Below are 23,763 nucleotides of genomic sequence, written 5' to 3'. Positions count from 1 at the left end.
ATTTAACACCGCTGTTTTTATCTGGCCATCTCTTTTAACTGAATACTATTATTTCGTGTAAATCTCAGGTTTCAATATGCCGATGTATGGGAGATTACGATATCTTTCCGCATAATCCAGGCCATATCCTACAACAAATGCATCAGGGACGATAAATCCAACGTAATCCGGAGTAATGTCAGCCTTCCTGCCTGTTGGTTTGTCTAACAATGTAACAATTTTAATGGATTTTGCTTTGCGGTAGCGGAAGAGCTCTGCAAGATAGCTTAGAGTTAAACCACTGTCGATGATATCCTCAATGATTAGTACGTCACGGCCTTCTACTGATGTATCAAGGTCTTTGATGATTTTCACTTCACCAGATGATACAGTGGAGTTTCCATAGCTCGAAACATCCATGAAGTCCATTTCAAGGTGTGTATCAACACGTTTCAATAAATCTGACATAAATGGCATAGCGCCTTTTAAAACACCGATAGCCAGTGGGAACTTATCTTTGTAATCAGCCTCAAGCTGTGCTCCCACTTCTCTGATTTTCTGTTGAAGTTCTTCCTCAGATATTAACACTTTTTCAATGTCATTTTGCATGGTCATTGTAATTAATTGCCCCCCAAGAAGATTAAGCTTTATTATATTCTAAGTAGATTAAAGATGATTCATCAGAAACCTGGTCCGCCTCAACATCCGATTTCTTTAAACCGGGAAGCCAAATGACCATCCCTGCTTGATCGATGATAATCGGCCATGCATTTCTTTCTAGCATCGGGACTTTCTCATTGATAAAAATCCCCTTCAACTTTTTCGTTCCACCCAATCCCTTAACATCCATTCTATCGCCTTCCTGCCTTGTGCGGGCAATCAATGGGAGTCGAACAGCCGATTCAGGGAGTATAAAAGAATCATTTCCTTTACTATAGGGAATTTCATCTTTTATATAGTGTGCTTTAATTTTATATCCATTCGGAAGAATAGTCTCACCGGGAATTTGTACTATAATAGAATATTCTTGGCTTTCTTGGCGAAAAAAACTAAAGATGCATGTTTGATAGGATTTTTCTACAATAAGGCCTTCCGGGAGATGCAGTTCTGCTGAAGGTTGAGGATTTAAAAACAAAGCTAAAAGTTGATCGATATGTAATGCCGAAAGCGATGAAGGTCTCTTCAAATAAAGATAGTTTAATATTAGTTGAATAGATCTTCTTTGTAAAGGTTTAGGCATCGCAAGTACCTTATCTATCCGAATTACAGAATGTTTCCTATCCTGTTGAACCCATATCTCGGACATTTCTTTCCTGACCAGATCCTGTAAGAACTTCTCATCTTCCATTACCTCTTCACTAAAGCGCTGGAAGTGTTCATGAACAAGCCTATTTTCTTTCTTTAGGAACGGAAGGACTTCGTGCCTGAAACGATTTCTCAGGTAATCATTCTTTTCATTACTTGGGTCGTATCTAGGCTCAAGATGATGAACGGTTGCGTATTCGATGATTTCATCCTTGGTAACTTCCAAAAAAGGCCTGATTAGCTGACCGCCATGGAAAGGTCTTTTCAGGGAGATTCCTGCTCTCGCTTGACCTGTCGCCCCTCGAGTCAAACGCATGAGAATCGTTTCGACTTGATCATCGCCATGGTGTCCCAAAACGAGCGTATCTGCCTGATGTTTATCCATCATTTCTTCAAAAAAAGCAAAACGCAGCATTCTTGATGACAATTGAGAACTCTGACCGGTTTTTTCAATATATGCTGGCACATCAATCCTTTTGCCTTCAAAAACAATATCCCACTGTTCGCACATTTGTTTGACATACTGATAATCGGCAAGGGATTCGTCGCCCCGAAACATATGGTCAACACTCGCAACAATGAGCTCATAATGAAAAATAGGTTGGGCTTCCTTAAGGAAATGTAAAAGTGCCAATGAGTCAGGCCCTCCAGATACACCTACGAGCAATTTCGAACCTTCCTGAATCAAGTGGTTCCTATGAATGGTCTTTAGAACTTTTTCCTTTAACATGGGATCTTCCTTCTTTATGTACAGGTATTAGTTTCTACGTTTAAAAAGTGTAATGGGTTTCAAATATTCCACCTCTACACTTTATTAACTATATCATAACAACTGTTCATATATGTAAAGAACATAGATTATCGAGATGACGGCCACCACTAAAAAAGTCTCTACAAATCCCCCCTTCTTTTTCTTCGGCTGCCTCTGGCTTCTTCTTGCTTGTCTCGTAGTAGCTTGACTCGACGTCTTTTTCTTTGAATGATTCTTGTCACTAAGTAAGACAACTAGGTCCTCACGCATCCGTAAGGCGGAGTCATACTTCCCGAGAAGCGCCTTATCCAGCATCTTTCTATATGGTTGCAATTCCTTTTTCTGTTTAATCACGTCTGTTAGTTGACTATACCCTTCCCCTTTTTTCTGAAAACGCGCTGGATAGGCCGAATTGATGATAATCATGGCAACAGCGAACAAATCATATTGTAGGTCAGCCTTTCTTGACCCCAACCCCCAGTATCCCCTATCGAAGAATTCGGTGAATTCCTTCACCGATCTCCCAATCAAGGTCGTTCCGCCGACATCTACACATCGTACTTTATAGTCCTGGGAAGTCACGATCAAATTCTCTGGCTTTAGATCGCCAAAGACCCACCCATTTGCATGCAAGGCAGATAAACTAGTCAATAATTGAAGGGCCAAGACCCCAATCCACGAGAACCCTTTCTTCTCAATGAAATACAAGAAATCATGACCGTGAATATACTCCATTACATAAAACGGGAGTTGCTTTCCTTTGGTCATAAAATCATCCGCTTCCAAAAATGAAGGTCCAAGGGTAGACCCCTGGACCTTGGAAAAGGATTTTAGAATATTCATCTCTGAAATGATCGATGTCCCATTATCACTGAGCTTCAGAGCATAATGACGGTTTTTGCTTTCTACTAGATAAACAAATCCGTTAGCACCGCAGCCCAACTCCTTGATAATTGTGTAATGGTTCTTATTCCACTTTCCAGTAATGATACTTCCAGGGGGGAGCTTACATAGATTCCTCAAAGTATTGTTCATCATCATTCGATAACAATCCCCTCAACGAACGTTTTTTATTGAAATAAGAAAGTGCTTCCCGTATTGCTGGTCCTGTTGGTGTGAGCCCTCCCGTACTAAGCTTGGAGAATATTTTCGTCAACGCTTCCAAGTTCGGCGTCCAATCAAGCAGTTTTTCCACATCATTCCTTTTCCCGGGAAATGCAAAGACGGAAAACCGGCTATCGCCCATTCTTGCATTCATACTGAGGGAAAGGTCTAACAAGGAATCCTTCACGGTCGGAAGCTTATGTTTCATACTCGCACTTGTATCGACAAGGATTAGCACCTCAAGCTCGCTCGTTTCTCCTAGCTCGTCGACCACCTCCATCACTTCTCCTCTTTTATCTGGCGGGAGATCTTCCATCGTTCTAGAGTCACCTAATATTTGTTGAAGTTCACGATTAATAACTCCTTGTATAGTTTGCGTCATGGCTTTTTGAGTCACCATCTGAACGGTTTGTGATAATTGTTGAGCATAAACGATTTGGCTGACGCCGCCCCCGGCACCCGCAATTTTCTCGATCTCTTTCAGGCCCTTTTCATCTATTACATCGTTTTCCAATACTCCTATGACATTGATGGTGACGCCCTGCTCCCTTGCTAGTGCAGCTACTGAAGCAGGCTCCTCACCATGATTCGAGCAGCCGTCCGTTATAAGCAAAACCTGTCTTAATGTACCTGCTTTCATGTTTGGCTCTCCCTTCCTTTCAATCTGTTACCATACTTGACTAAAAGGGAGGAATTTATACAATAAAATACATAGGCAACCAGTCAACATTCTATGACTGGTTGCCTATGTAAATCTTAGTTCCTGCGAACTTGTTATATCGGGTGAAAAGGTACCAACTTGGCACATTGATTCCTCCTTATGGTTTTTATAGGCACTCCTCCTCTATTGGGCTTTTTTTCGTTTGGCCGAAACGGGAATCGATGCCCATTTCGGTGTATTATGCTTGATTTTCGAAGTGACCACTGTCATGTCGTCATCTATGACTCCTTTTGTCCGTATGACTTCTTCTAGGATTAGATCAGATATTTCCTGTGGGTCGTCCGTTTCCATTTCCTTGATTTTCCGTTTAAGCCAAAACTCAATGTTTTCCACATGAGATGGGCCATCGAACACTCCATCACTCATCATGATCAATATATCGCCATCCCTCAGTTCCTCGGATACGACATCTACATCAACTTCTTGAATAATGCCCATTGGCAGGTTACTGGATTCTATTTTAATGATTTTATCCCCCCTCTTAATAAAGCTTGGTATGGAACAGATTTTTAAAAATCTAGCCTTTGCATCTTGAAGGTCAATCATTACTAGGTCAAGAGTAGAAAATATTTCATCAGTCGTTCGCAGAGATAATACGGAGTTTACAGATTTTATGGCTATCTTTTCTTCTATTCCGGATTGTAAAAATTTCTGAAGTAACTTCAATGTTTCCGTGCTTTCATAATGAGCCCTCTCCCCATTGCCCATCCCGTCGCTTATGGCAATCGCATATTTCCCGGCGCCAATTTCCATTGTCGTATAACTATCCCCTGATACAAGCCCTCCTCCCTTTGCAGCATGTGCTACACCCGTTTCAACCGTGAATTTTTTTGCCGACCTGAATATCACCTCACATTGGCCTTGTGGATACTTGGCACATTCCTCAGAATGAACAACAATCGTTTCCCCTAAAATATCGGAAAGCATAGGAGCAATCAATTTCTCGCATTCCCCCCTTCCTTGACAGTAAGGGACGCTCATTTCTATATCGACACCTCCCTGTTCAAGGCTGTAAATCTCCACATACCCAATATTTAGACCAAAATCCTGAATGGCCTCCATTATAGATTCCTCATGCAGATGATGATTTTTCCTTTCCCTTTGAATTTCCTTGGCGAAGTCCTCCATTACGGCTGATACACCCCGTAACTGATCAGCTACTAGTCTCCTACTCTCTTTCACCTGCCTTTTCAGTTTTTGATTGGCTTCGTAATAATTAAGTTCCTGGGCTATCGCCCCTACGACCTGCGGACCTCTCGTACAGTACTTATCCCACTCCTTTGACGTTTTTTGGGGAAGCTGTCCATCATTTTCACTCAATTGAATCATAATTTCCTGCATTCCATCATAGGTTGTATTAAAGTTCTTGGCCCAGCATTGATCCTTCTTAAAACAGATCTGACAGGTCTTTTCAGTAACATTGCTTAAAAAGTAATCAAACTCTTTTTCATCCTCCTCCACTCTTCCTCTTTCATCGACTTGTGAGAAACTATTGGAAAGCGCCTCGAATACATGTGAGAACTGTTCTACCCTTTGGGCGGTCACGTCCCTCACTTTCCGGGCATACTGCTGCTGTTCATCTGAATTTTCAGCGGTTCCGGGTATATGCTTGGCAATTTTATTTATGATGGATGACGGTGTTAATACGAATAATAAGACGGCAATAAGCGATTCATATAGTGTGACCATGATATTGTTGGTTCCTTCTCCGTACAGGCCTATTAATAGCGTTGCAATTAATAGGCCTGCGGCAACGCCGACCTTTCTTCCCTCCTTCAGTAATCCCCCAAGCAAGCCCGAAAAGGCAAGGAGGCTCATTTGATAGAGACTCGCGATGCTTGCCAGGCTAAATATTAAACCGGTGACGACGCCGACAGTGGAGCCTATGGCGGCCCCTCCTGCCAGCCCGAATAGGAGGACCAGATATCGTGAAAATATATGGTCGAGAGATAAATCATAAATCATCCAGCCTATTGTCCCGGTCATCACTGATGCAAGCAGGATGATTATACTGACGATTTCCTCCGTCCTTAATGATTGCGATTTTTTACGTATGGATAGCAGCGGGATGGACTGTATGAATATTAGGGTAAGAATCATTGCGAGTCCCGCCTCCACCCCGATCATCATCATGTCGTATAGCTGAATCGTTCGGAAGACCAGATATTGCTGGGCCAGGTTGACCAGGAAGAGTGAAGCGAACACATACATCGACATCGTCTTGAACTGTCCTTCAACTCCCGGTCTCTTAATCTTATTAAAAAGAAGGAGCAGGAACGCGGATGCAAAGATCACTAAACTATTGGAGTAATGAATGGTCAGCCCCCCTGCGATTAAACCGAATAGTGCAAGTGGCGCTCGATCACGACGCATGAGAAACACAGCAGCGAAAAACGGAAGGGCAAATGGTGATAATTGTGAAAGAATCAAGGCTCGTCCTAATAAAAAACCGATAATGGCTAATGAAATTCCCTTCTTTATAAATATGTCATCCGTTTTTGCCTGAAGCGTCTGAATCCAATTGATCGCCCCATCCTTCGCTTCCTTTAACTGAACATCTCCAAGCGGTTCCATCATAGGTCTTTCGATTTTCTCCATTTCAACACCCCATTCGTATTATTGATTTTTATTATATAGAGGACATCTCTATTTTTTTGTCATAATTTTATAAGTCATACTAAAAAACGTTCGACGAAATTCTTCTTGAACGTTCATTTGTATACAGGTTTTTAAACGCTTTTCTTAAATAGAGGAACAGGCGTTCTTTTATTTCTGAAGAAAAGCAAAGTTTTTAGGTTATTTTTGTGGAAAATGCCCTGAATATTTAAGTTAAATTTGGAAAGTGACATTTTTTCTTTTTTCTGTTGACAATCCTCTAGCACGACTGTAAGATATAACTTGTGCTTCAGTAGCACTTATCATTATGGCGGCGTAGCTCAGCTGGCTAGAGCGTACGGTTCATACCCGTGAGGTCGGGGGTTCGATCCCCTCTGCCGCTATCTTTTTACTAATTCTGGCCCGTTGGTCAAGCGGTTAAGACACCGCCCTTTCACGGCGGTAACACGGGTTCGATTCCCGTACGGGTCATCCCATAAAAAAAAGCGCCTCGGTTCCCTCTTCATTAGGAGAGTAAACCGAGGCGCTTTTTAGTTGGCATAAGTCTTTTTGCCATAGCTAAGATCAGTTTTTTGAACCTATCACTATATTAAAAGAAGGCAAGCCTAGTAGGCTTGCCTTTATCCATGATCTATATTTGTATTCATACTATGAATTATTAACAGAAACGTTGCTAATCCATTTCAGCAGCAAGTTTATCCGCGTCTTCCTCCGCGCCCTCCACGCTTTGTTTCGGTGCTTCGCTTGAGTGTCGTTAAGCGGTCTTCGCTATCCTTTAAGAATTTAGCCATTTTTTGCTCAAAGTTTTCCTTAGGTTGAAAACCATTCCCTTTAGAACGAGAGTCTTTCGAACGATTATCATTCCCTCTTCCCTGGCGCGGACGTGGTGTATACGCAGGTTTTCTCTCTCCCTCAGGTCGGTCTATTGCTTTTTTTATGGATAAGCCAATTTTACCGTCCTTTTCCACATTGATGACTTTCACTTCAACTATGTCCCCAACCTTCAAATGGTCATTAATATCTTTGACATAATTATCCGCTACTTCACTGATATGGACAAGACCCGTAGAACCCTCGGCTAACTCTACAAATGCACCAAAATTAGTAATGCCCGTTACTTTTCCTTGTAACTTGCTGCCTACTTCGATTGACATAAAAAAAATGTTCCTCCTTAGAAATGTTAAAAAATCTCTTCACTTATATTATAGCTAAAGTAAAAAAATAGTGTCAATATTAGTCGCTATCTTCCTTCGCCTTTGGAAGGTTGAAGATGACTTCACCCTTATCTGATAGGAAGTAATCCCTTCTCGCGATCTTTGCGATGTACTCCTCATCATTCAGTTTTACGATCTCTTCTTTAAGAAGTGACTCTTTCTTTTCCATTTTCGCTAACTTTCCTTCTAGTTCTTCCTTTTGCTGTACTTTTTCATCTAAGGCAATATTCTGCGTAACGAGAGTGGACACAGCCACAATCAAAAAGATAGCAGCGAAAACGGAATATAGCGTTAGTCGGCGGACTAAACCACGTTTCTTTTTTTTGACTGTTTGTACCTTTTTCTCTTGTTGAGCGACATAAGGATTTTCGATTTTTGCTACATTCCTTTTCTTGAGGCTGCTCATGGTCCTATCACTCCTCATTTTCTTCTTTTTCTCCATTTATGGATTGTCTCACTAATAGAATTCTTCATTTTCAATAAAATCCCTTTGCCTTTATTATAAAACTTCTCGCCATTTTTTGTAACAAAAACCGGAAATAAATTCCACATTTTTAAAAATATCCATTTTAGAGGCTTCCAGAATATATTTAATACAAAGAGAATCACTTTACCTATCCCTTTTAAAAGCGTTCCGACACCCTTGCCTATCCCCATGATGAATACAAACATGGTCATGATGATCCATTTAATTGGCTCAAATAGTACCAGGCGGACCAGTTCTGTTAGAAATCTAAACAACTTGACCACCAAAGAAATGACAAATGACAATAATCGAAGATACAAATCTTTAAAAAGAGCTTGGTAGGCAGAAAATCCGCATAATAAGGCCAAAAATAAATAGAGGCGTAGCTCACCCTCATTCACTAAAAACAGGACATAAAAAATGACTAGGCCTTGAATGATCCAGAAAAGAAAGTCATGGAGGAAAACAATCCACTTATTCCTCTCTGAACGCTTCAAGAAATGGTTATACGTATCTAGGGCAGCACCAAACAAACTGCCCATTCCAATCATCGCAAGCAACGTATAAAATTGAATCGTCAGGGTCATTTGAACAATTTGCCAAAGAAGCCTTTAGCTTTCTCCCCAGATTGTTCATCTAAGTATACGAGGTCAAATACCTTCCCCTTGATTGAAACAATCCCTTTATCCACATCTAGATTCTTCATTTGTAAATTTTGTCCACGAATAGATAAGAAGCCCATGGATGTTTCAAGCAGAAACTCTTCGTTATCGAAACTTTCCACTTGTTTCACCCCGGTAATATCCAATAAACGACGGCCCTTCATCGTGACATCATGTTCCTGAATCGTTCCTTTTGTATAACCAGCATTTGGATCAATATATTGGCTCATTTCCATCCCTCACAATACCATTGATTTTGTACAAGTGTATGTGCAGATGGGATGAATTAGAACAAGCCTGTCCCTACTCTTCTGCCAGCTTTTCTTCCTTAATGATTGAAAACATCTCGGCGGCTGCTTCTTTCTTCGTCGTTTCCTGGATTTTCTCTACGCGGACGGTAACCAACTTTTGACCAAAACGCACCGTTAATTCGTCACCCTCTTTTACATTTGAACTCGCCTTTGCCTGTTGCCCATTGATGGTGATACGACCTTTATCCGCAACTTCTTTTGCAAGGGTCCTTCGCTTGATTAATCTTGATACCTTAAGGAATTTATCTAATCTCATTGGCATGTTTACATCCCCTTATAATTTAAAGTCCTTTTGCTTTGGCTTCATTCCAATAGGAATCCAATTCCTCCAGTGTATAATCAGAGAAATTCTTTTCCTCCTTTTTGATACATTCTTCTATATATGTAAACCGTTTATAAAACTTAAGATTTGCCTTATGGACAGCTTCTTCTGCTTGTATGTCATAATAGCGCGAAACATTGACAAGCGCAAAAAAGAGGTCGCCCAATTCGGACTTTATCCGATCTTTATTTGGGTTAGGATCCTTCATTTCGTCTTCAAATTCTTGCACTTCTTCTATAACCTTTTTCCATGCTTCGGAAACCTCTCCCCAGTCGAACCCGACCTTCGCTGCCCTTTTCTGATAATCCTCGGCACGAAGCAAGTTTGGCAGTGACTTCTCCACACCATCTAAAAGGGAGACATCCCTGTCTGCGTCTTGTCCGTTTTCTTCTTCTTTGATTTTCTGCCAGTTCACTAAAACGTCTTCCTCGCCACTCACTTCTACATCTCCGAACACATGAGGATGGCGCCGGACCATTTTAGCCGAAATCCCGCCAATTATATCATCTATAGTGAACATGCCTTCATCTTCACCAATTTGCGCGTGAAGCATCACTTGTAGCAGCACGTCCCCCAATTCCCCAATCATTCCATCATCATCTTCTTCATCGATTGAGTCTATCAGTTCATAAGCCTCTTCTATTAAATATTTTTTTAGGCTCTCATGTGTTTGTTTCTTATCCCACGGACATCCATCAGGTCCTCTAAGCTGCGCAATGATTTGACGAAGCTTGGAAAATTCCCGGTACTGCAAGGCCTCTTCTTTAACGGGCGGTACATAAACACTCGTTAGGTTGCTCAGTTCCATTTGCCGATCTAACTCATAAAGCGCACATTGGGTAACCTTTTCCTCGCTACTTCCTGCCGCTGTTACGATATACACTGTATAGTCATCAGGAAGCTTCTCCATCAGCGTCAATTTCACGTTAGAAGCACTGAAGGCATCGTATACCTGCCCGATGATCATGTGTTGCCGGATATGTAAGTCGTCCGGGGAAAGATCCGTTCCATCCAGAAGTTGAAATCCTTCAATCGGATCAATCTTCACGGCCTGGAATAGAGGATCAAGGAAGCTTTGACCACCTTCAAGCTTGATGGCAACTCCACGGTCCGGTCCTTTCTCCAGTAAGAGCTGGACCGTCTTCTCGGCAACCATCGGGTGGCCTGGTACAGCGTATAGAACAGGACCATTCATGGCTTCGCTTAATAACGTCTCTGATATTTCCTCGTATACAGCTTCGAACTGGTCATGTTTTTCATATACTGAATCAAAAGAAAGGAACTTAGTTCCTAGCGCCGTCAAATCCGTGATGACCGGGTGGTCCATTGTCCGGACGAAGCATTCCTTTGTTTGAGTCAGTTTCTTATAGATTCCATATGGGAGCTGGTCTAAATCGCCCGCACCAAGACCTATAATCGTTATCTCATTCGTCAACATTTTCAGTACCTCGATTCTTCTTTTTAATAAGCCGTTTAACTTTTAACCCTGCTGGTATCAAGGCAAGCTCCTCTTCCGTGAACAACCCAGTACGGATGATCATGAATAAAAAGATCACTGCTCCCATGCCCACTCCGCCTAATGCTTGGAATGTAGCAAGCATCCTACTTTCTTCAGGTGACATCACCCAGCGGAATGCTTCATTGAATAGCAGGACTGCCAATCCCATGCAAGCCGTACTTCCTAAAATAATATACAGGTGCCTCTTTTCAAATAAAGGCTTTTTGATATGTACCTTTACTACTATATAAAACAAAATCGTCATGATAAAGAAAGCCAGAACGGTAGCACATGCCGCCCCTGCAATGTGATAGCGAGGGATAAGGGCAAGATCTAATAGCCACTTGCTCCCTACCCCGATTAGCGTGATGATTACCGGGGCTACCGAATGACCCAGACATTGTATCACCGCAGCTTTTGCCATGATTAGTGACGTAAATAATATCGATATGGAATAGATGGCTAAGGTGACTGTACCTTTTGAGTCTGTGAACAACATGTAATTGACCGGTCTCATCGTTGCCATCAAACCCACGGCGGCAGCCAATCCAATCGTTGCGCTCACACGCAACACCAATCTAACCTTTCCTAGAATTTCTTGATCATTACGGTCCCGGGCAAACCCGGAGATAACAGGGACAAGCGCCAATGCAAAAGAGTTCGCCACGACGGTCCCCAACTGAAGCAAAGGTTGTCCCCGGTCATAGACCCCTTTCAACCCTTTGGCTTCTCCTTCACCCATCCCGGACCCTCTCAATAACGAGTAGAGGTGCAAGGAATCCACGAATTGAAACAGGATGAGTATAAGGCCGGTCGCACAAAAGGCAAAACCTTGAAAGATTAAGCTCCTGGAAATACGGATGAAGTGGGGCCACTTAACACCCATTGGCTTAAACAGCTTCCACTCCCGTCTCAAAAGCACGAAGGCAAACAACAGCACAAGCCCTGATATCCCTCCCGTAATCGAACCGAAGACCGCGCCCTTACCGACATCATACAGAGAATAGCCCATATGCACAAACAGTGTCGATAATACAAGGATGGTTACAACCCGGATACTTTGTTCAGCGACCTGGGAGCCAGCCGTTGGAATCATATCATTTTCCCCTTGAAAGAATCCTCTTAAAACGGATGAAAACGGCATGAGTAAATAGGAAAATGCTATGATTTTCAAAAGCCCTGATAACTCTGGGTCTCTCATGATCTCCGCAATCCAATCCGCTCCGAGAAATAAAGCCATGAATAACAATAAACCGATGGAACCTAAAACAACCAAAGCAGTCGACAGAATGTCTTTTATCGTGTAGTCATTTTCGGAAGAGCCCCGTTCTGCAATGAGTTTTGATATAACCACGGGAAAACCAAGCGTAGAGAGTGTCAAAGCCACTCCGTAAAAAGGATATACCTGTTGATAAATATAGAACCCGATATCCCCGGCGACATTTTGATATGGAATGCGATAGGCTGCACTCAAAATTTTCACGATAATGGCCGCAGCACTTAAAATCAAGGCTCCTCGAAAGATATCCCTTGAAGTTTTATAAGGCTTTTCAGCCATTCTTTTTCCCCTTTTCACTTATATGTGGTTGTTATTATAGCACAATTTGTTGAAGTTATTTTACTTACAGGGTCCCCTCTTAACACGATCCTCCACCCAAAATCACGATTCCATTTATTCATGGGACTTCCTGTTATGATCTTTTTTTAAAAGAACAAAAAGGACAGCGATCGCTGCCCTTTACACATCCATATATATAATTGCATTTCCTGACTTACTGTTCCATTTGCCTTGCAAGGAAACTAGCTGCTGTTTCAACCGACTTCTGTTCAACTTCACCTAATGCGCCATCTTTAGAGAAAATCAGAACCGCACCTATCGGGTCACCACTGGCTATGATCGGAGCTGCTGCATAAGATTGAACTTCTTCATCATTTGAATCCACGAAGGAAATTTGTCCATTCGGTGATTCAAGGACAGGATTTCTTTCCTCCATGATTTTTTCTACCAAGTCACTGATGCTTTTATTTAAATAGTCCTTTTTAGACCCGCCCGCTACAGCAATGTAAGTATCACGATCACATATCATAACTGGATTTCCTAGGCTATCATATATTGCTTCTGCATATTCTCTTGCAAAATCACCTAGTTCACTAATAGGGGAGTATTTCTTTAGAATGACTTCTCCATCTCTGTCCACGAAGATTTCTAATGGGTCACCTTCACGGATGCGGAGAGTCCTTCGAATTTCTTTTGGGATGACAACTCTACCTAAATCATCAATTCGCCGAACGATACCAGTTGCTTTCATCTAATGTTGCCTCACTTTCATCTAATTGATTTGATATATCCTCTTTTGTAAAGCAAAAACATCACCAGCTATTGAACTTAGTATTTTTCTAATGGTAAGTTCTATACACTTTGAAAAAATATTTCTTTTTGATGTATTTTTTATAAGTGTGCCAGAAGGCTTCTTCAAGAGAACCATCTTCTCATTAATTTTTTGTCGCTTGTATTTCTTTTTTGACGAACTGGAGGCCTTTGGTCATCTCGAAAAGTATAGGTAACCACTTGGTTTGTTCTACACCTTTTATGTGCAGAACAAGTTTCATTCGATTACCGTCCATACCGAAGCCAACCATACGGCCGTATTTCGAGCCAAGCTCAAAGACCTTTTGACCGTCCACGATGCTGCTTACTTCTTCCCTAAGGAGGATGGTGATTTCCTGTTTAAGCTGTTTGATGCTCTCAATACCAGCCGTATTAGCAAACACCTTCATTTCAGCGATTAAAAATAGATAAGCAACCTCTTCCGGGTACTCGCCAAATCGATCGAGCATCTCCTCTTTTAATTCCTCAACTTCTTCTAGAGAAGCAACGCCTCTGAACCGTTTATACATTTCTATTTTCTGATGTCCGTCCATTATGTAGGCATCTGGGATGTATGCATCAATTTCAACATCAATTTCAAGTGTAGACTTTTCTTCGATTGGTTTATCCGAACGTTTTGCCTCAACAGCCTCTTGTAACATTTGAGAATATAAATCAAAACCAACTGAATCGATGAATCCATGCTGTTGAGCACCTAATATATTTCCTGCTCCCCTGATGGATAGATCCCGCATGGCAATTTTGAATCCTGATCCTAGTTCGGTGAATTCCTTAATAGATTGGAGACGTTTTTCGGCAACTTCAGTCAACACTTTATCTTTTCTATAAGTAAAGAATGCATAGGCCACCCGATTTGAACGTCCAACTCGTCCCCGTAGCTGATAAAGCTGGGAAAGGCCCATTCTATCTGCTTCATTAACGATGAGCGTATTAACATTGGGAATATCCACACCGGTCTCTATGATGGTTGTGCTTACTAAAACATCATATTCTCCCTCTAGAAAACCAAACATGACGGCTTCTAGCTCCTGCTCGGACATTTGTCCGTGAGCAAAGGTAACGCGGGCATCCGGTACTAACATGGAAATTTCTTCTGCTTTTCTTGCTATATCATCTACCCTATTATATAAAAAGTAAACCTGTCCATCTCTCGCTAACTCACGTTCGATTGCTTCTTTGACCAAGCCTCCGTTATACTCCATTACATAGGTCTGGATTGGAAAACGATTTTCCGGAGGTGTCTCTATGACGGATAAATCACGAACACCCAGCATCGACATATGAAGAGTCCTTGGAATAGGCGTAGCAGTCAAAGTCAATACATCGACATTGGTTTTCAATCGTTTTATTTTTTCTTTGTGAGTTACACCGAAGCGTTGTTCCTCATCAATCACCAGCAAGCCTAAATCACGATATACCAAATCCTTAGATAGAATTCTGTGTGTGCCGACAACGATGTCCACTGTGCCAGCTTTTATTCCCTTTATCGTTTCCGTTTGCTGTTTTTTTGTACGGAAGCGACTCATTAGCCCTATGGATATTGGATACTCCTGGAATCTCTCCCTCAATGTTTCATAGTGCTGTTGAGCAAGAATCGTGGTCGGAACAAGGAAAGCGACCTGCTTACCATCCATGATTGCTTTAAAAGCGGCACGAATGGCCACCTCCGTCTTTCCATAACCCACATCACCACATAGCAAACGGTCCATCGGCCTTTCACGTTCCATATCCTTTTTAATCTCGGTAATGGATCGCAGTTGATCTTCCGTTTCATTATAGGCGAATGAAGTTTCGAATTGCCGCTGCATATCGCCGTCAGGGGAAAAGGCATAGCCTTTTGCTGCTTCTCGTTCTGCATAGAGTTTAATTAGATCATCTGCAATGTTCTCCACAGAAGACTGAACCTTACTTTTTACACGTTTCCACTCTGTTCCGCCTAACTTATAAAGCTTCGGTTCTTTACCTTCTGAACCAACATACTTTTGAACAAGGTTAATTTGATCAACAGGAACATATAATTTGTCATCCGCTTGGTACTTGATATGCAGATAGTCCTTATGTACCCCGTTTATCGTTAGCGTTTCAATTCCTAAGTATTTACCAATCCCGTGATTGACATGAACGACGTAATCACCGATTTTCAATTCGGAATAACTTTTGATCCGTTCCGCATTTGATAGTTTTTGCCTGCGAATCGACTTTTTTGTCTTCTTATTAAACAATTCAGTTTCCGTAATAATGCTGAATTTCTGCATTGGCAATTCAAAACCGCTATTAAGGCTGCCGCGTAATATCTGCACCTTTCCAGGAAGGATGCTGTTTGCATTTAGGAGTTCTGCCGCTTCGATATCATAATCTGCTAATATGGAATGGAGCTTTTTTACTCGTTCCTCATCTTGCCCAAGAATGATCACCGTGAAATTCCCTTTTTTCCAACGTTCCAGTTCTGCCTTGAATACATTCATCTGTCCATGGAAATTCTGCATTTGCTTACTGGAAAAATTAAGGATGTTTTGAGGGTTCGTATGCGGCACATGACGTAAAAACAAAGAAAGGTACACAAACGGCCGATTTGATTTTGCAATTAATTCATGCATTGGATGGGCCATTTGTATATCATGGATAATCTGCCCCCGACTTATAAGGTCTGTATACCATGTCGCCTCTTCCTTTTCCAAAGAATCATTAAGTTCTTGGATTCTACTGATTTCATCCAGGAACACCAATCCATTTACGGGAAGATAATCTATTAAACTAGCTGGTTTATCATATGCTAAACTTAGGTATTTGAAGATTTGATCAGGCTTATTACCGTCCTTAAGCTGCTCAAGTTCATAGCTGATGGTTTGGACCAATTGTTCTTTCGTTTTTTCATCTTTTACCTTTTTCAAGCTCTTACTTAATCCGCTTTCAAGTTTCGAAATAATGGATTCAATATGAATCGTTTCCAATAAAGCTTCGCTAACCGGGCCGATTGTTACGGTCTGAAGCTTTTTAATGGAGCGCTGATCTTCTGATGAGAACGTTCTAATAGAATCAATCTCCGTATCGAATAACTCAATCCGAATAGGGTCCGGGTCCGTTATCGGATAGATATCGATGATACCGCCCCGGATGCTGAATTCCCCAGGGGAAGACACCATTTCAGCCCGATTGTACCCCATAGCGATGAATTTACCCAATGTGGATTCCAGATTGATTTCTTCACCTAATTTAAAGGAAAGCTGATGCTTCTTCCAAACATCTTTCGGAGGAAGTATTCTGCGGACACCAGGAATCGGTGCAATGACAATTCCTTTCTTACCTTTTGCCCAGAAATTCAATGCTTCTACGCGTTGTGCCCGTAATTCAGGACTGGCCACACTCATGTCTGCAGCAATTAATTCATTGGCTGGATATATAAATAGCTCATCTTCCGGGATAAAACTCGATAAATCCTCCTGGAACTTTTGAGCTTGTAGTAAGTTATGGGTCACTACTAAGATTGATCTGTTCGTCTTCTCATATACAGATGCCAGCAGAAGTGATCTTGAAGAACCAGTCAAGCCAGATACCATTTGTTCTTTTAATCCTTCGTCTATGCCTGCTATTAACGAATGAACATCATCTTGTTTAGAGAACAAGTGTTGTAATCCATCCACAGTCTGTCCCTCCTCTCTTGATCATGCGTAAATCCTTTTGATTGTATTTACTCTCTCTATAACCGAATCAAACCTATTCTCTATTTTTCAATCCATATATACTAAAATGAACGGAAAAATGCTTTGGATTTTTGTCCAAAGCCCTCTCCCGCTAATGAATAATATAATCGCTTTCATAATATTCTGGGTTATTTTGCAGTGAATTATAACATTCTTCACATATTGCCTTCACATGCATATCCCCTTCGGAATCATAAACGATCATCTCTTGACGGTCTTCATCAGTAAGTTGATTAAACCCCAACTGCTCCGCGGTCAATGCGTCATGCTCAAGTGAACCTAATTTAGTTCCGCAATGCCGGCAACGATAATGGAGAGCCATATTCGATAACCCCCTATTTAATAATACCGTTAGTATGTACTAAAATAGGGGAGATTTATTCAGCGAAACAGAAAGAAATTTCTCCTTATCTTATATCTACTCTAACCTTATTGGTTATATTCGTTCATGACCTGAGTAAATGGTTTTTCTAGCCATGTTTCACAGGCGGCTGCACTTTTTTCGATTGTAGCCCCGACATGATCCCAATCTTCTTTAGAAAACCGGCCCAAGACATAATCAGGCACTGGAATACGACCGACTGGACGGCCAATCCCTATTCTAATTCGATTGAAGTCCTGGGTACCTAAATGGGCAATGGTTGATTTAATCCCATTATGTCCGCCTGCACTTCCTTTTTGACGAAGCCGTACTTTTCCGGGCGGTAAGTCAAGATCATCATAAATGATGATAACATCCGATACGTCCACTTTGAAAAATTGCATGACGGCCGATATGGATTCTCCCGACAAATTCATGTAGGTTAAAGGCTTAAGTAGTAAGACCTTCTCGCCCCGCACCATTCCCACACCATAAATGCCTTTATGCTTGGCTTGGTCAAGTGAAATGGACCAATTTTTAGCTAACTCATCTATCACTTCAAACCCGACATTATGCCGTGTTTTTTCATATTGCTTACCCGGGTTTCCTAACCCTACAAAGATTTTCATGATTCACACTCCGTCATTCCTGATATTTAGAGAGTTACGTTTGACCGAAGATTCTAAAAATCATAAGTGACCTTAGAAAAATAGTACCTCAATTTTAAGTATTTCCGCAAGCGACCGGAGAACTAATTAGAAATTATTTCTAATTAAAAGCAATAACTCCTTAACGAATGCAGAGAAGCAAAAAAAGACGCAACTCATAAAGAGCTACGCCTATTATACCATGATTAACTTCTATAATCCCGGCATCATGACTCTGGTGAAGGCTTAGTCTCCCTGCCTTCCTCATTTTCTGGGATTCCACCATCTTGCTGTTCACCTGTACTAATTTCCTCTTCTTGACGAGGTGGTAATACAGAAGCAATGACTTCTTCCCCACTGTTTTCAATTGTGACTTTTTGGTTTGATTGGACGTCAGATATGTAGATTGTTTCACCTACTTGAAGCTCTGTGACATCAACGTCGATTGATTCCGGGATATCATCAGGTCTAGCTGAAACAGTTACCTCATGTAGTGACTGCTGTAGGACGCCACCATCTTTAACCCCTTTGGATGTACCTACGAGATTGATGCGTACCTGTGCTTGTAGTTCTGCTTTCATGTCCACGATTAAGAAATCGGCATGAAATACATGGTTTTTCAACGGATCCTTCTGATAATCAGAAAGCATGACCTGATGTTTAGTTCCTTCTAAATCTAACGAAATAATTCCGTTACGGCCCACTTCTTTTATTGTTTTTTGGAAATCCGCGTTGTTGACTGAAATGGCTGTGCTGCCATTTTTATTCCCATATACGACGGCCGGAATTTCTCCGCTTTCCCTTAAGTCCTTTAAATTAGAATGTTTAGTCCCCTTACGTTCTTTAGCTACTAATAGATTACTCATACATCCTCCGCCTTCCTGAATATAAAATATTACAGTTTCACTATATATTTAAATCTTCCCTTATCAGAGAAAGATTAAACATATATTGGCACGCTAGAAATACGACTCCAAAAAAGAATAAGGGGGAGTAGGGAGAACTTTTTTAAAAACCAGAGAATAAAAAAATGGCGGACCATAAGGCCCACCATGTTTTTTAAAACTGACTATTAATCGAACAATGTACTAACAGATTGTTCTTCATGCACACGAATGATCGCCTCAGCAATCAATGGAGCCACAGACAATTCAACAATTTTATCAATTTTCTTTTCTTCAGAAAGGACAATTGAGTTTGTGATGACTAATTCTTTGATTGATGAATTTTGAATGCGCTCAATAGCTGGACCTGAAAGGACCGGGTGAGTACAACATGCATACACTTCTTTAGCTCCATGCTCTACAAGGGCATTCGCTGCAAGTGTAATGGTTCCTGCTGTATCGATGATGTCATCAATCAGAATAGCTGTTTTTCCTTCTATGTTACCGATGATGTTCATTACTTCAGCCACATTTGGTCTTGGACGGCGTTTATCGATAATAGCAATCGGTGCTTTTAAACGATCCGCCATTTTACGGGCACGTGTCACACCACCATGGTCAGGAGAAACAATGACGATATCTTCAAGATTTTTTTCTTTGAAGAAGTCAGACAAGATTGGAACCGCTACTAGGTGATCAATTAAAATATCGAAGAAACCTTGAATTTGCGGTGCGTGAAGATCTAATGTAATAACTCGGTGTGCGCCAGCTGTTTCTAATAGATTTGCTACTAGCTTAGCTGTGATCGGCTCACGTGCGCGTGCTTTACGATCTTGGCGTGCATATCCATAATAAGGCATAACGATGTTAATCGTTTTTGCCGAAGCACGTTTTAAAGCATCAATCATGATTAAAAGTTCCATCAAGTTCTCATTTACAGGCTGGCTCGTTGATTGAATGACATAAACGTCACACCCACGAATACTTTCTTCTATGTTAATTTGAACTTCACCATCACTGAAACTCGTTACGGTACATTTTCCAAGTTCAACGCCAATTGTTGCGGCAATTTCTTGGGCTAAACCAAAGTTTGAATTCAAAGAGAATACTTTTAAATTAGGATCTAAATACTGATTTGACATGATGACCTCCGTGGGTTAGTTATTGAATTTTAATTTTTTCACATAATCTTCTTTGTTAACTTGACGTGCCCGGGCAACTGACAGAGCTTCCTGCGGTACATCCTTGGTGATTGTTGACCCCGCAGCAACATATGCTCCTTTTGCAATCGTTACAGGCGCAACGAGATTTGAATTGCAGCCAATAAAGACATCGTCTTCAATTTTCGTCAAATATTTGTTTTTACCGTCATAATTCACGGTAATAGATCCACAGCCTATATTAACATTCTCTCCAACCTCAGCATCCCCTATATAACTCAAATGAGAGGCTTTGCTTCCTTTTCCGAATACGGACTTTTTAATTTCGACAAAATTTCCGATTTTCACGGAATCTTGTATATCCGATTCCGGTCTGATATGCGCAAACGGGCCGACTTTCACAGAGTTACCAATTTGGCTATCCTGTGCAACCGATTGGCGAATTTCCGTTCCATTCCCGATTACACAATTTATGATTTCCGATTGTGGGCCAACCTGGCAATCTGTTCCGATAACACTTCGCCCTTTAATCATTGTACCAGGATAAATGATTGAATCCTGGCCAATTTTCACATCGGATTCAATATACGTCGTAAGCGGATCAACGATTGTGACGCCATTTCTCATGTGCAACTCATTGATGCGTTTCCGTAATATTTGTTCCGCCTGTGATAAAGCGACGCGGTCGTTTACACCTAAAGTTTCGTCGAAGTTACTTGATTGAAAGGCCGTAACTGTTTCGCCTGCTTGTTTTAAGATTTCAATAACATCCGGTAAATAGTATTCACCTTGGACATTTTCATTTGAAACTTTTTTCAGTGCGCTAAATAAGGCCTGATTGTCGAAACAATATGTTCCCGTATTAATTTCCTTAACATATCGTTCTTCAACAGAAGCATCCTTATGCTCGACAATTTTTTCGACAAGTCCATTTTCACTACGTAAGACTCTGCCATATCCATCTGGCTGATCTGCATACGCTGTCAGAATGGTTGCCTTCGCCTGGCTTTTTTCATGTAAAGCGATAAGCGCTTCCATCGTTTCTGCTTTGATTAAGGGCGTATCCCCACAAATAACAAGTGTTATTCCACTTTTACCTGCTAATACGCTTTCCGCCTGCATAACAGCATGTGCCGTACCTAATTGTTGCTCTTGCAAGGCGTACTTGCATGAATCCCCAAGTTGTTCTTGTACTTTTTCTGCTCCATGCCCAATAACTGTTACAATATCTTCTATTTGAAGTTGATTGACTTGATCGATAACATGTTGTACCATTGGTTTTCCGCAAACAGGGTGTAAAACCTTGTAAAGCTTAGATTTCATCCTAGTGCCTTGCCCAGCGGCCAAAATTATTGCATAGCGATTACTCATAACAGGCCTCCATTTTCACCTTTTTATCCATTAAAAATATTATCTTAAATAAGGATTCTTTTCAAGGTAACATTTGAAAGTAGATGATAATGTTAACCTCTGTCCATCAGACCTTTGACCTTAATATGGGAATAAAAACTAATTAAAATTCCCCCATTCATTATAATCCCCTTTGCAAAATGAGCTGCATTTCTCTCACCCATGTACGTGAAAAGCGACTATCAAGTAGCAGGTCCATTCCCTGAAATGCTATAACACCCGCGTTTATACAGTGATTCCATTCCTTATTTCCCTATGTAAAAGTAATGCTTTCAATGCGGCGAATGCCCTTGTAATGACCATCAATCACAATTGATCAATTTTTACTTTAATGGTAAGTAATTATTTTTCTTATAAAAAATAAAATTTACTAAAAAAAATGTTTATACATAAAACAAAAGGGGTATTTGTAATTTTGAAGATAGTACCAGTTACTTTTCTAGATTCAATATTTACAAGTCATAAAAATAAAAAAGAGCACTACTTAAGAAGTAGGCTCTGGTTGCACTTATTTATAATGGACCATGTAAAACACTTAAGAAGCTCCTGCTCCTGCTTCCTCTAATTCGGTTTCAAGTTCTCCTAAACGATGATATTCTGTCAAGACAGCTTCTTGAATTTTCCCGCGTGTGGAAGAATTAATCGGATGCGCAATATCACGGAATTCCCCATCTGGAGTACGTTTACTTGGCATAGCCACAAATAAACCATTATTTCCGTCAATTACTCGAATATCATGAACCACAAATTCATTATCGAGTGTAATTGATGCGATTGCTCTCATACGACCATCCGTATTCACACGGCGTAATCTTACGTCAGTAACTTCCATTTAAGCTCACCATCCCTTTTAGTTGTTAAATCTTAAAGTACATATTCAACAAATAAACGGGAAATCCTTCTATTATCTGTAAGTTTTTTAGAAAATTAAGCCTAGTTTTGAAAAAATATTAAAAACATCCTGAAAATACTGGAAAAGTACCCACTACAATCCCCCTAGAAAAGGCAAAAAAAAAGAGCCCGTTTATTTAACGAGCGCAATCACTTCTATTTCCACAAGAGCATCCTTAGGCAAACGTGCGACCTCTACGCAAGACCGCGCCGGTTTATGTGTAGAAAAATACTCTCCATATACCTCATTAATCGAACTGAAGTCTTCCATGCTTTTAATGAATACCGTCGTTTTAATGACTGTGTCTAAAGTAGCACCTGCCTCTTTCAATACAGCCTGAAGATTCCTAAATACCTGATGCGTCTGTTCTTTTACGTCTCCATTCACCATTTCCCCGGAAGCAGTAAGAGGAATTTGACCCGAACTATAGAATAAACTTTCCACAATGATACCCTGTGAATATGGACCGATTGCTGCTGGTGCTTCATTCGTGTGTACTTTTTTCATGAAAAATCCCCCTTAATCCCTTTTAGTAAAATAGTTTCCACGACTAACGTTTATCTTTTTATCTCTTTCAACAACCTGCGTCAGCTTGATTAATGACACATAATCCTCCACGAGACACTCTTCCGTATGTTCGGACTCTACGAGGACAGCAATCCCGGCAACAGTCGCCTTAAATTCATCCAGAAGGCTTACCATCCCGTTGATTGTCCCTCCTGCCTTCATGAAATCATCCACAATCAGCACATTCGATCCCTCAACCAAGCTTCTCTTTGAAAGGACCATTGTCTGGATTCTTTTAGACGAGCCAGAGACATAGTTGATACTAACGGTAGAGCCTTCTGTCACCTTATTATTCCTTCTTACTATGACGACGGGAACATTCAAATAGTTCGCCACCGCGTATGCTAATGATATCCCTTTAGTAGCCATCGTCATTATAACCGAGACATTTTTCTTGGCATACATGGAAGCGATGATCCGGCCGACCTTATTCACAGTTTGCGGGTGACCTAAGATATCGGTCATATATAGGTAGCCGCCCGGTAATAGTCTTTCAGGACTAGCGATTGTTTCACAAAGCTCATCTATAAAGGTATCGGCTTCCTCCCGTTTAATGGAAACGATATACTTTACGCCACCCGCGGCACCCGGTACGGTCGTCAAAGAACCTATTCCTCTTTGCTCAAAGGTATCCTTGATGATCGTCAAATCCTCACTTATTGAAGACTTGGCAGAACTGTACCTCTCAGCAAAATAGGTCAGTGAAACGAGTTCCCCTGGATGTTCTAATAAATAATTGGTCATATCGACTAGCCTCTCGCTGCGACGAAATTTCATTTGTAACACACCCTCTGTCATTTCCG

22 protein-coding genes and 2 tRNA genes are annotated in these 23,763 nt (G+C 41.0%); 2 read left to right on the top strand and 22 right to left on the bottom strand.

Features of this window, described 5'->3' with window-relative positions; all coding sequences use genetic code 11:
• Positions 1-48: 48 nt before the first annotated feature.
• From hpt to spoIIE, 5 genes are all read right to left on the bottom strand, one after another.
• Positions 49-588, bottom strand: a complete 540-nt coding sequence (gene hpt, locus ACIQXH_RS19510; RefSeq protein ID WP_402875962.1) for a hypoxanthine phosphoribosyltransferase — start codon at positions 586-588, stop codon at positions 49-51.
• Between the two features lie 31 nt (positions 589-619).
• Positions 620-2,014 (bottom strand): tRNA lysidine(34) synthetase TilS, encoded by a 1,395-nt coding sequence (tilS, locus tag ACIQXH_RS19505; protein WP_402875937.1) that lies wholly within the window; start codon positions 2,012-2,014, stop codon positions 620-622.
• Positions 2,015-2,107: 93 nt separating this feature from the next.
• Positions 2,108-3,076: a protein kinase domain-containing protein gene (locus tag ACIQXH_RS19500; RefSeq protein WP_402875935.1), complete on the bottom strand. Its 969-nt coding sequence runs from the start codon at positions 3,074-3,076 to the stop codon at positions 2,108-2,110.
• A complete protein-coding gene (locus ACIQXH_RS19495; protein WP_402875934.1) occupies positions 3,042-3,779 on the bottom strand; it encodes a VWA domain-containing protein in 738 nt (245 codons plus the stop codon). The genes ACIQXH_RS19500 and ACIQXH_RS19495 overlap by 35 nt, the downstream gene beginning before the upstream one ends.
• 204 nt (positions 3,780-3,983) lie before the next feature.
• On the bottom strand, positions 3,984-6,458 hold the full coding sequence (gene spoIIE, locus ACIQXH_RS19490) for a stage II sporulation protein E (RefSeq protein ID WP_402875932.1): 2,475 nt from the start codon (positions 6,456-6,458) through the stop codon (positions 3,984-3,986).
• 327 nt (positions 6,459-6,785) lie between these two features.
• Between spoIIE and ACIQXH_RS19485 the strand changes: the two genes are divergently transcribed.
• Both ACIQXH_RS19485 and ACIQXH_RS19480 read left to right on the top strand, forming a co-directional pair.
• Positions 6,786-6,859: transfer RNA gene (locus ACIQXH_RS19485), tRNA-Met, on the top strand.
• Positions 6,860-6,875: 16 nt separating this feature from the next.
• Positions 6,876-6,947, top strand: a tRNA-Glu gene (locus tag ACIQXH_RS19480).
• 224 nt (positions 6,948-7,171) lie between these two features.
• Here the strand turns inward: ACIQXH_RS19480 and ACIQXH_RS19475 are convergent.
• The 17 genes from ACIQXH_RS19475 to purR all read right to left on the bottom strand — a co-directional run bounded on the left by ACIQXH_RS19475 (position 7,172) and on the right by purR (position 23,737).
• The gene (locus ACIQXH_RS19475; protein WP_402875930.1) at positions 7,172-7,630 is read right to left on the bottom strand and encodes a S1 domain-containing RNA-binding protein; all 459 of its coding nucleotides are present in this window, start codon (positions 7,628-7,630) and stop codon (positions 7,172-7,174) included.
• A gap of 79 nt (positions 7,631-7,709) precedes the next feature.
• Entirely contained in the window at positions 7,710-8,096 is a 387-nt protein-coding gene (locus tag ACIQXH_RS19470) for an FtsB family cell division protein (protein WP_402875928.1), read from the bottom strand.
• Positions 8,097-8,110: 14 nt separating this feature from the next.
• Positions 8,111-8,743, bottom strand: a complete 633-nt coding sequence (yabQ, locus tag ACIQXH_RS19465) for a spore cortex biosynthesis protein YabQ (protein WP_402959604.1) — start codon at positions 8,741-8,743, stop codon at positions 8,111-8,113.
• Complete coding sequence (gene yabP / locus ACIQXH_RS19460) at positions 8,740-9,048, bottom strand: sporulation protein YabP (RefSeq protein ID WP_402875924.1); 309 nt, start codon at positions 9,046-9,048, stop codon at positions 8,740-8,742. The genes yabQ and yabP overlap by 4 nt, the downstream gene beginning before the upstream one ends.
• 73 nt (positions 9,049-9,121) lie before the next feature.
• A complete protein-coding gene (locus ACIQXH_RS19455) occupies positions 9,122-9,385 on the bottom strand; it encodes an RNA-binding S4 domain-containing protein (RefSeq protein WP_402875960.1) in 264 nt (87 codons plus the stop codon).
• Positions 9,386-9,410: 25 nt separating this feature from the next.
• Entirely contained in the window at positions 9,411-10,889 is a 1,479-nt protein-coding gene (gene yabN / locus ACIQXH_RS19450) for a bifunctional methyltransferase/pyrophosphohydrolase YabN (protein WP_402959602.1), read from the bottom strand.
• A complete protein-coding gene (locus ACIQXH_RS19445) occupies positions 10,876-12,507 on the bottom strand; it encodes a putative polysaccharide biosynthesis protein (RefSeq protein WP_403125362.1) in 1,632 nt (543 codons plus the stop codon). The genes yabN and ACIQXH_RS19445 overlap by 14 nt, the downstream gene beginning before the upstream one ends.
• 214 nt (positions 12,508-12,721) lie before the next feature.
• Positions 12,722-13,258 carry a stage V sporulation protein T gene (gene spoVT / locus ACIQXH_RS19440; RefSeq protein ID WP_402875918.1) on the bottom strand — a complete coding sequence of 179 codons (537 nt, stop codon included), beginning with the start codon at positions 13,256-13,258 and terminating at the stop codon, positions 12,722-12,724.
• A gap of 184 nt (positions 13,259-13,442) precedes the next feature.
• A complete protein-coding gene (gene mfd, locus ACIQXH_RS19435; RefSeq protein ID WP_403125360.1) occupies positions 13,443-16,979 on the bottom strand; it encodes a transcription-repair coupling factor in 3,537 nt (1,178 codons plus the stop codon).
• 151 nt (positions 16,980-17,130) lie between these two features.
• Positions 17,131-17,361 (bottom strand): anti-sigma-F factor Fin, encoded by a 231-nt coding sequence (gene fin / locus ACIQXH_RS19430; RefSeq protein ID WP_402875914.1) that lies wholly within the window; start codon positions 17,359-17,361, stop codon positions 17,131-17,133.
• Positions 17,362-17,468: 107 nt separating this feature from the next.
• On the bottom strand, positions 17,469-18,029 hold the full coding sequence (gene pth, locus ACIQXH_RS19425) for an aminoacyl-tRNA hydrolase (RefSeq protein WP_402875912.1): 561 nt from the start codon (positions 18,027-18,029) through the stop codon (positions 17,469-17,471).
• Positions 18,030-18,274: 245 nt separating this feature from the next.
• Positions 18,275-18,913 carry a 50S ribosomal protein L25/general stress protein Ctc gene (locus ACIQXH_RS19420; RefSeq protein ID WP_402875909.1) on the bottom strand — a complete coding sequence of 213 codons (639 nt, stop codon included), beginning with the start codon at positions 18,911-18,913 and terminating at the stop codon, positions 18,275-18,277.
• A gap of 206 nt (positions 18,914-19,119) precedes the next feature.
• Entirely contained in the window at positions 19,120-20,073 is a 954-nt protein-coding gene (locus ACIQXH_RS19415) for a ribose-phosphate diphosphokinase (RefSeq protein ID WP_402875907.1), read from the bottom strand.
• A gap of 15 nt (positions 20,074-20,088) precedes the next feature.
• Entirely contained in the window at positions 20,089-21,462 is a 1,374-nt protein-coding gene (gene glmU, locus ACIQXH_RS19410) for a bifunctional UDP-N-acetylglucosamine diphosphorylase/glucosamine-1-phosphate N-acetyltransferase GlmU (protein WP_402875905.1), read from the bottom strand.
• 574 nt (positions 21,463-22,036) lie between these two features.
• Positions 22,037-22,333 carry a septation regulator SpoVG gene (spoVG, locus tag ACIQXH_RS19405; protein ID WP_034316332.1) on the bottom strand — a complete coding sequence of 99 codons (297 nt, stop codon included), beginning with the start codon at positions 22,331-22,333 and terminating at the stop codon, positions 22,037-22,039.
• A 192-nt stretch (positions 22,334-22,525) separates the two neighbouring features.
• A complete protein-coding gene (gene ridA, locus ACIQXH_RS19400) occupies positions 22,526-22,900 on the bottom strand; it encodes a 2-iminobutanoate/2-iminopropanoate deaminase (RefSeq protein WP_403125355.1) in 375 nt (124 codons plus the stop codon).
• Between the two features lie 12 nt (positions 22,901-22,912).
• The gene (gene purR / locus ACIQXH_RS19395) at positions 22,913-23,737 is read right to left on the bottom strand and encodes a pur operon repressor (protein WP_402875902.1); all 825 of its coding nucleotides are present in this window, start codon (positions 23,735-23,737) and stop codon (positions 22,913-22,915) included.
• Positions 23,738-23,763: the final 26 nt, after the last annotated feature.

This window comes from Peribacillus sp. NPDC097225 (genome assembly GCF_044761955.1).
In the GTDB taxonomy this organism is placed as follows: Bacteria; Bacillota; Bacilli; order Bacillales; family DSM-1321; genus Peribacillus.
Note: the sequence above shows the minus strand (reverse complement) of the source record. Positions and strands in the feature narration are given on the sequence as shown.

Excerpts from the sequence above, each read along its gene's own strand:
- hpt (WP_402875962.1), bottom strand. The coding sequence starts at position 588 with ATGCAAAATGACATTGAAAAAGTGTTAATATCTGAGGAAGAACTTCAA.
- tilS (WP_402875937.1), bottom strand. The coding sequence starts at position 2,014 with ATGTTAAAGGAAAAAGTTCTAAAGACCATTCATAGGAACCACTTGATT.
- ACIQXH_RS19500 (WP_402875935.1), bottom strand. The coding sequence starts at position 3,076 with ATGATGATGAACAATACTTTGAGGAATCTATGTAAGCTCCCCCCTGGA.
- ACIQXH_RS19495 (WP_402875934.1), bottom strand. The coding sequence starts at position 3,779 with ATGAAAGCAGGTACATTAAGACAGGTTTTGCTTATAACGGACGGCTGC.
- spoIIE (WP_402875932.1), bottom strand. The coding sequence starts at position 6,458 with ATGGAGAAAATCGAAAGACCTATGATGGAACCGCTTGGAGATGTTCAG.
- ACIQXH_RS19475 (WP_402875930.1), bottom strand. The coding sequence starts at position 7,630 with ATGTCAATCGAAGTAGGCAGCAAGTTACAAGGAAAAGTAACGGGCATT.
- ACIQXH_RS19470 (WP_402875928.1), bottom strand. The coding sequence starts at position 8,096 with ATGAGCAGCCTCAAGAAAAGGAATGTAGCAAAAATCGAAAATCCTTAT.
- yabQ (WP_402959604.1), bottom strand. The coding sequence starts at position 8,743 with ATGACCCTGACGATTCAATTTTATACGTTGCTTGCGATGATTGGAATG.
- yabP (WP_402875924.1), bottom strand. The coding sequence starts at position 9,048 with ATGAGCCAATATATTGATCCAAATGCTGGTTATACAAAAGGAACGATT.
- ACIQXH_RS19455 (WP_402875960.1), bottom strand. The coding sequence starts at position 9,385 with ATGAGATTAGATAAATTCCTTAAGGTATCAAGATTAATCAAGCGAAGG.
- yabN (WP_402959602.1), bottom strand. The coding sequence starts at position 10,889 with ATGTTGACGAATGAGATAACGATTATAGGTCTTGGTGCGGGCGATTTA.
- ACIQXH_RS19445 (WP_403125362.1), bottom strand. The coding sequence starts at position 12,507 with ATGGCTGAAAAGCCTTATAAAACTTCAAGGGATATCTTTCGAGGAGCC.
- spoVT (WP_402875918.1), bottom strand. The coding sequence starts at position 13,258 with ATGAAAGCAACTGGTATCGTTCGGCGAATTGATGATTTAGGTAGAGTT.
- fin (WP_402875914.1), bottom strand. The coding sequence starts at position 17,361 with ATGGCTCTCCATTATCGTTGCCGGCATTGCGGAACTAAATTAGGTTCA.
- pth (WP_402875912.1), bottom strand. The coding sequence starts at position 18,029 with ATGAAAATCTTTGTAGGGTTAGGAAACCCGGGTAAGCAATATGAAAAA.
- ACIQXH_RS19420 (WP_402875909.1), bottom strand. The coding sequence starts at position 18,913 with ATGAGTAATCTATTAGTAGCTAAAGAACGTAAGGGGACTAAACATTCT.
- ACIQXH_RS19415 (WP_402875907.1), bottom strand. The coding sequence starts at position 20,073 with ATGTCAAATCAGTATTTAGATCCTAATTTAAAAGTATTCTCTTTGAAT.
- glmU (WP_402875905.1), bottom strand. The coding sequence starts at position 21,462 with ATGAGTAATCGCTATGCAATAATTTTGGCCGCTGGGCAAGGCACTAGG.
- spoVG (WP_034316332.1), bottom strand. The coding sequence starts at position 22,333 with ATGGAAGTTACTGACGTAAGATTACGCCGTGTGAATACGGATGGTCGT.
- ridA (WP_403125355.1), bottom strand. The coding sequence starts at position 22,900 with ATGAAAAAAGTACACACGAATGAAGCACCAGCAGCAATCGGTCCATAT.
- purR (WP_402875902.1), bottom strand. The coding sequence starts at position 23,737 with ATGAAATTTCGTCGCAGCGAGAGGCTAGTCGATATGACCAATTATTTA.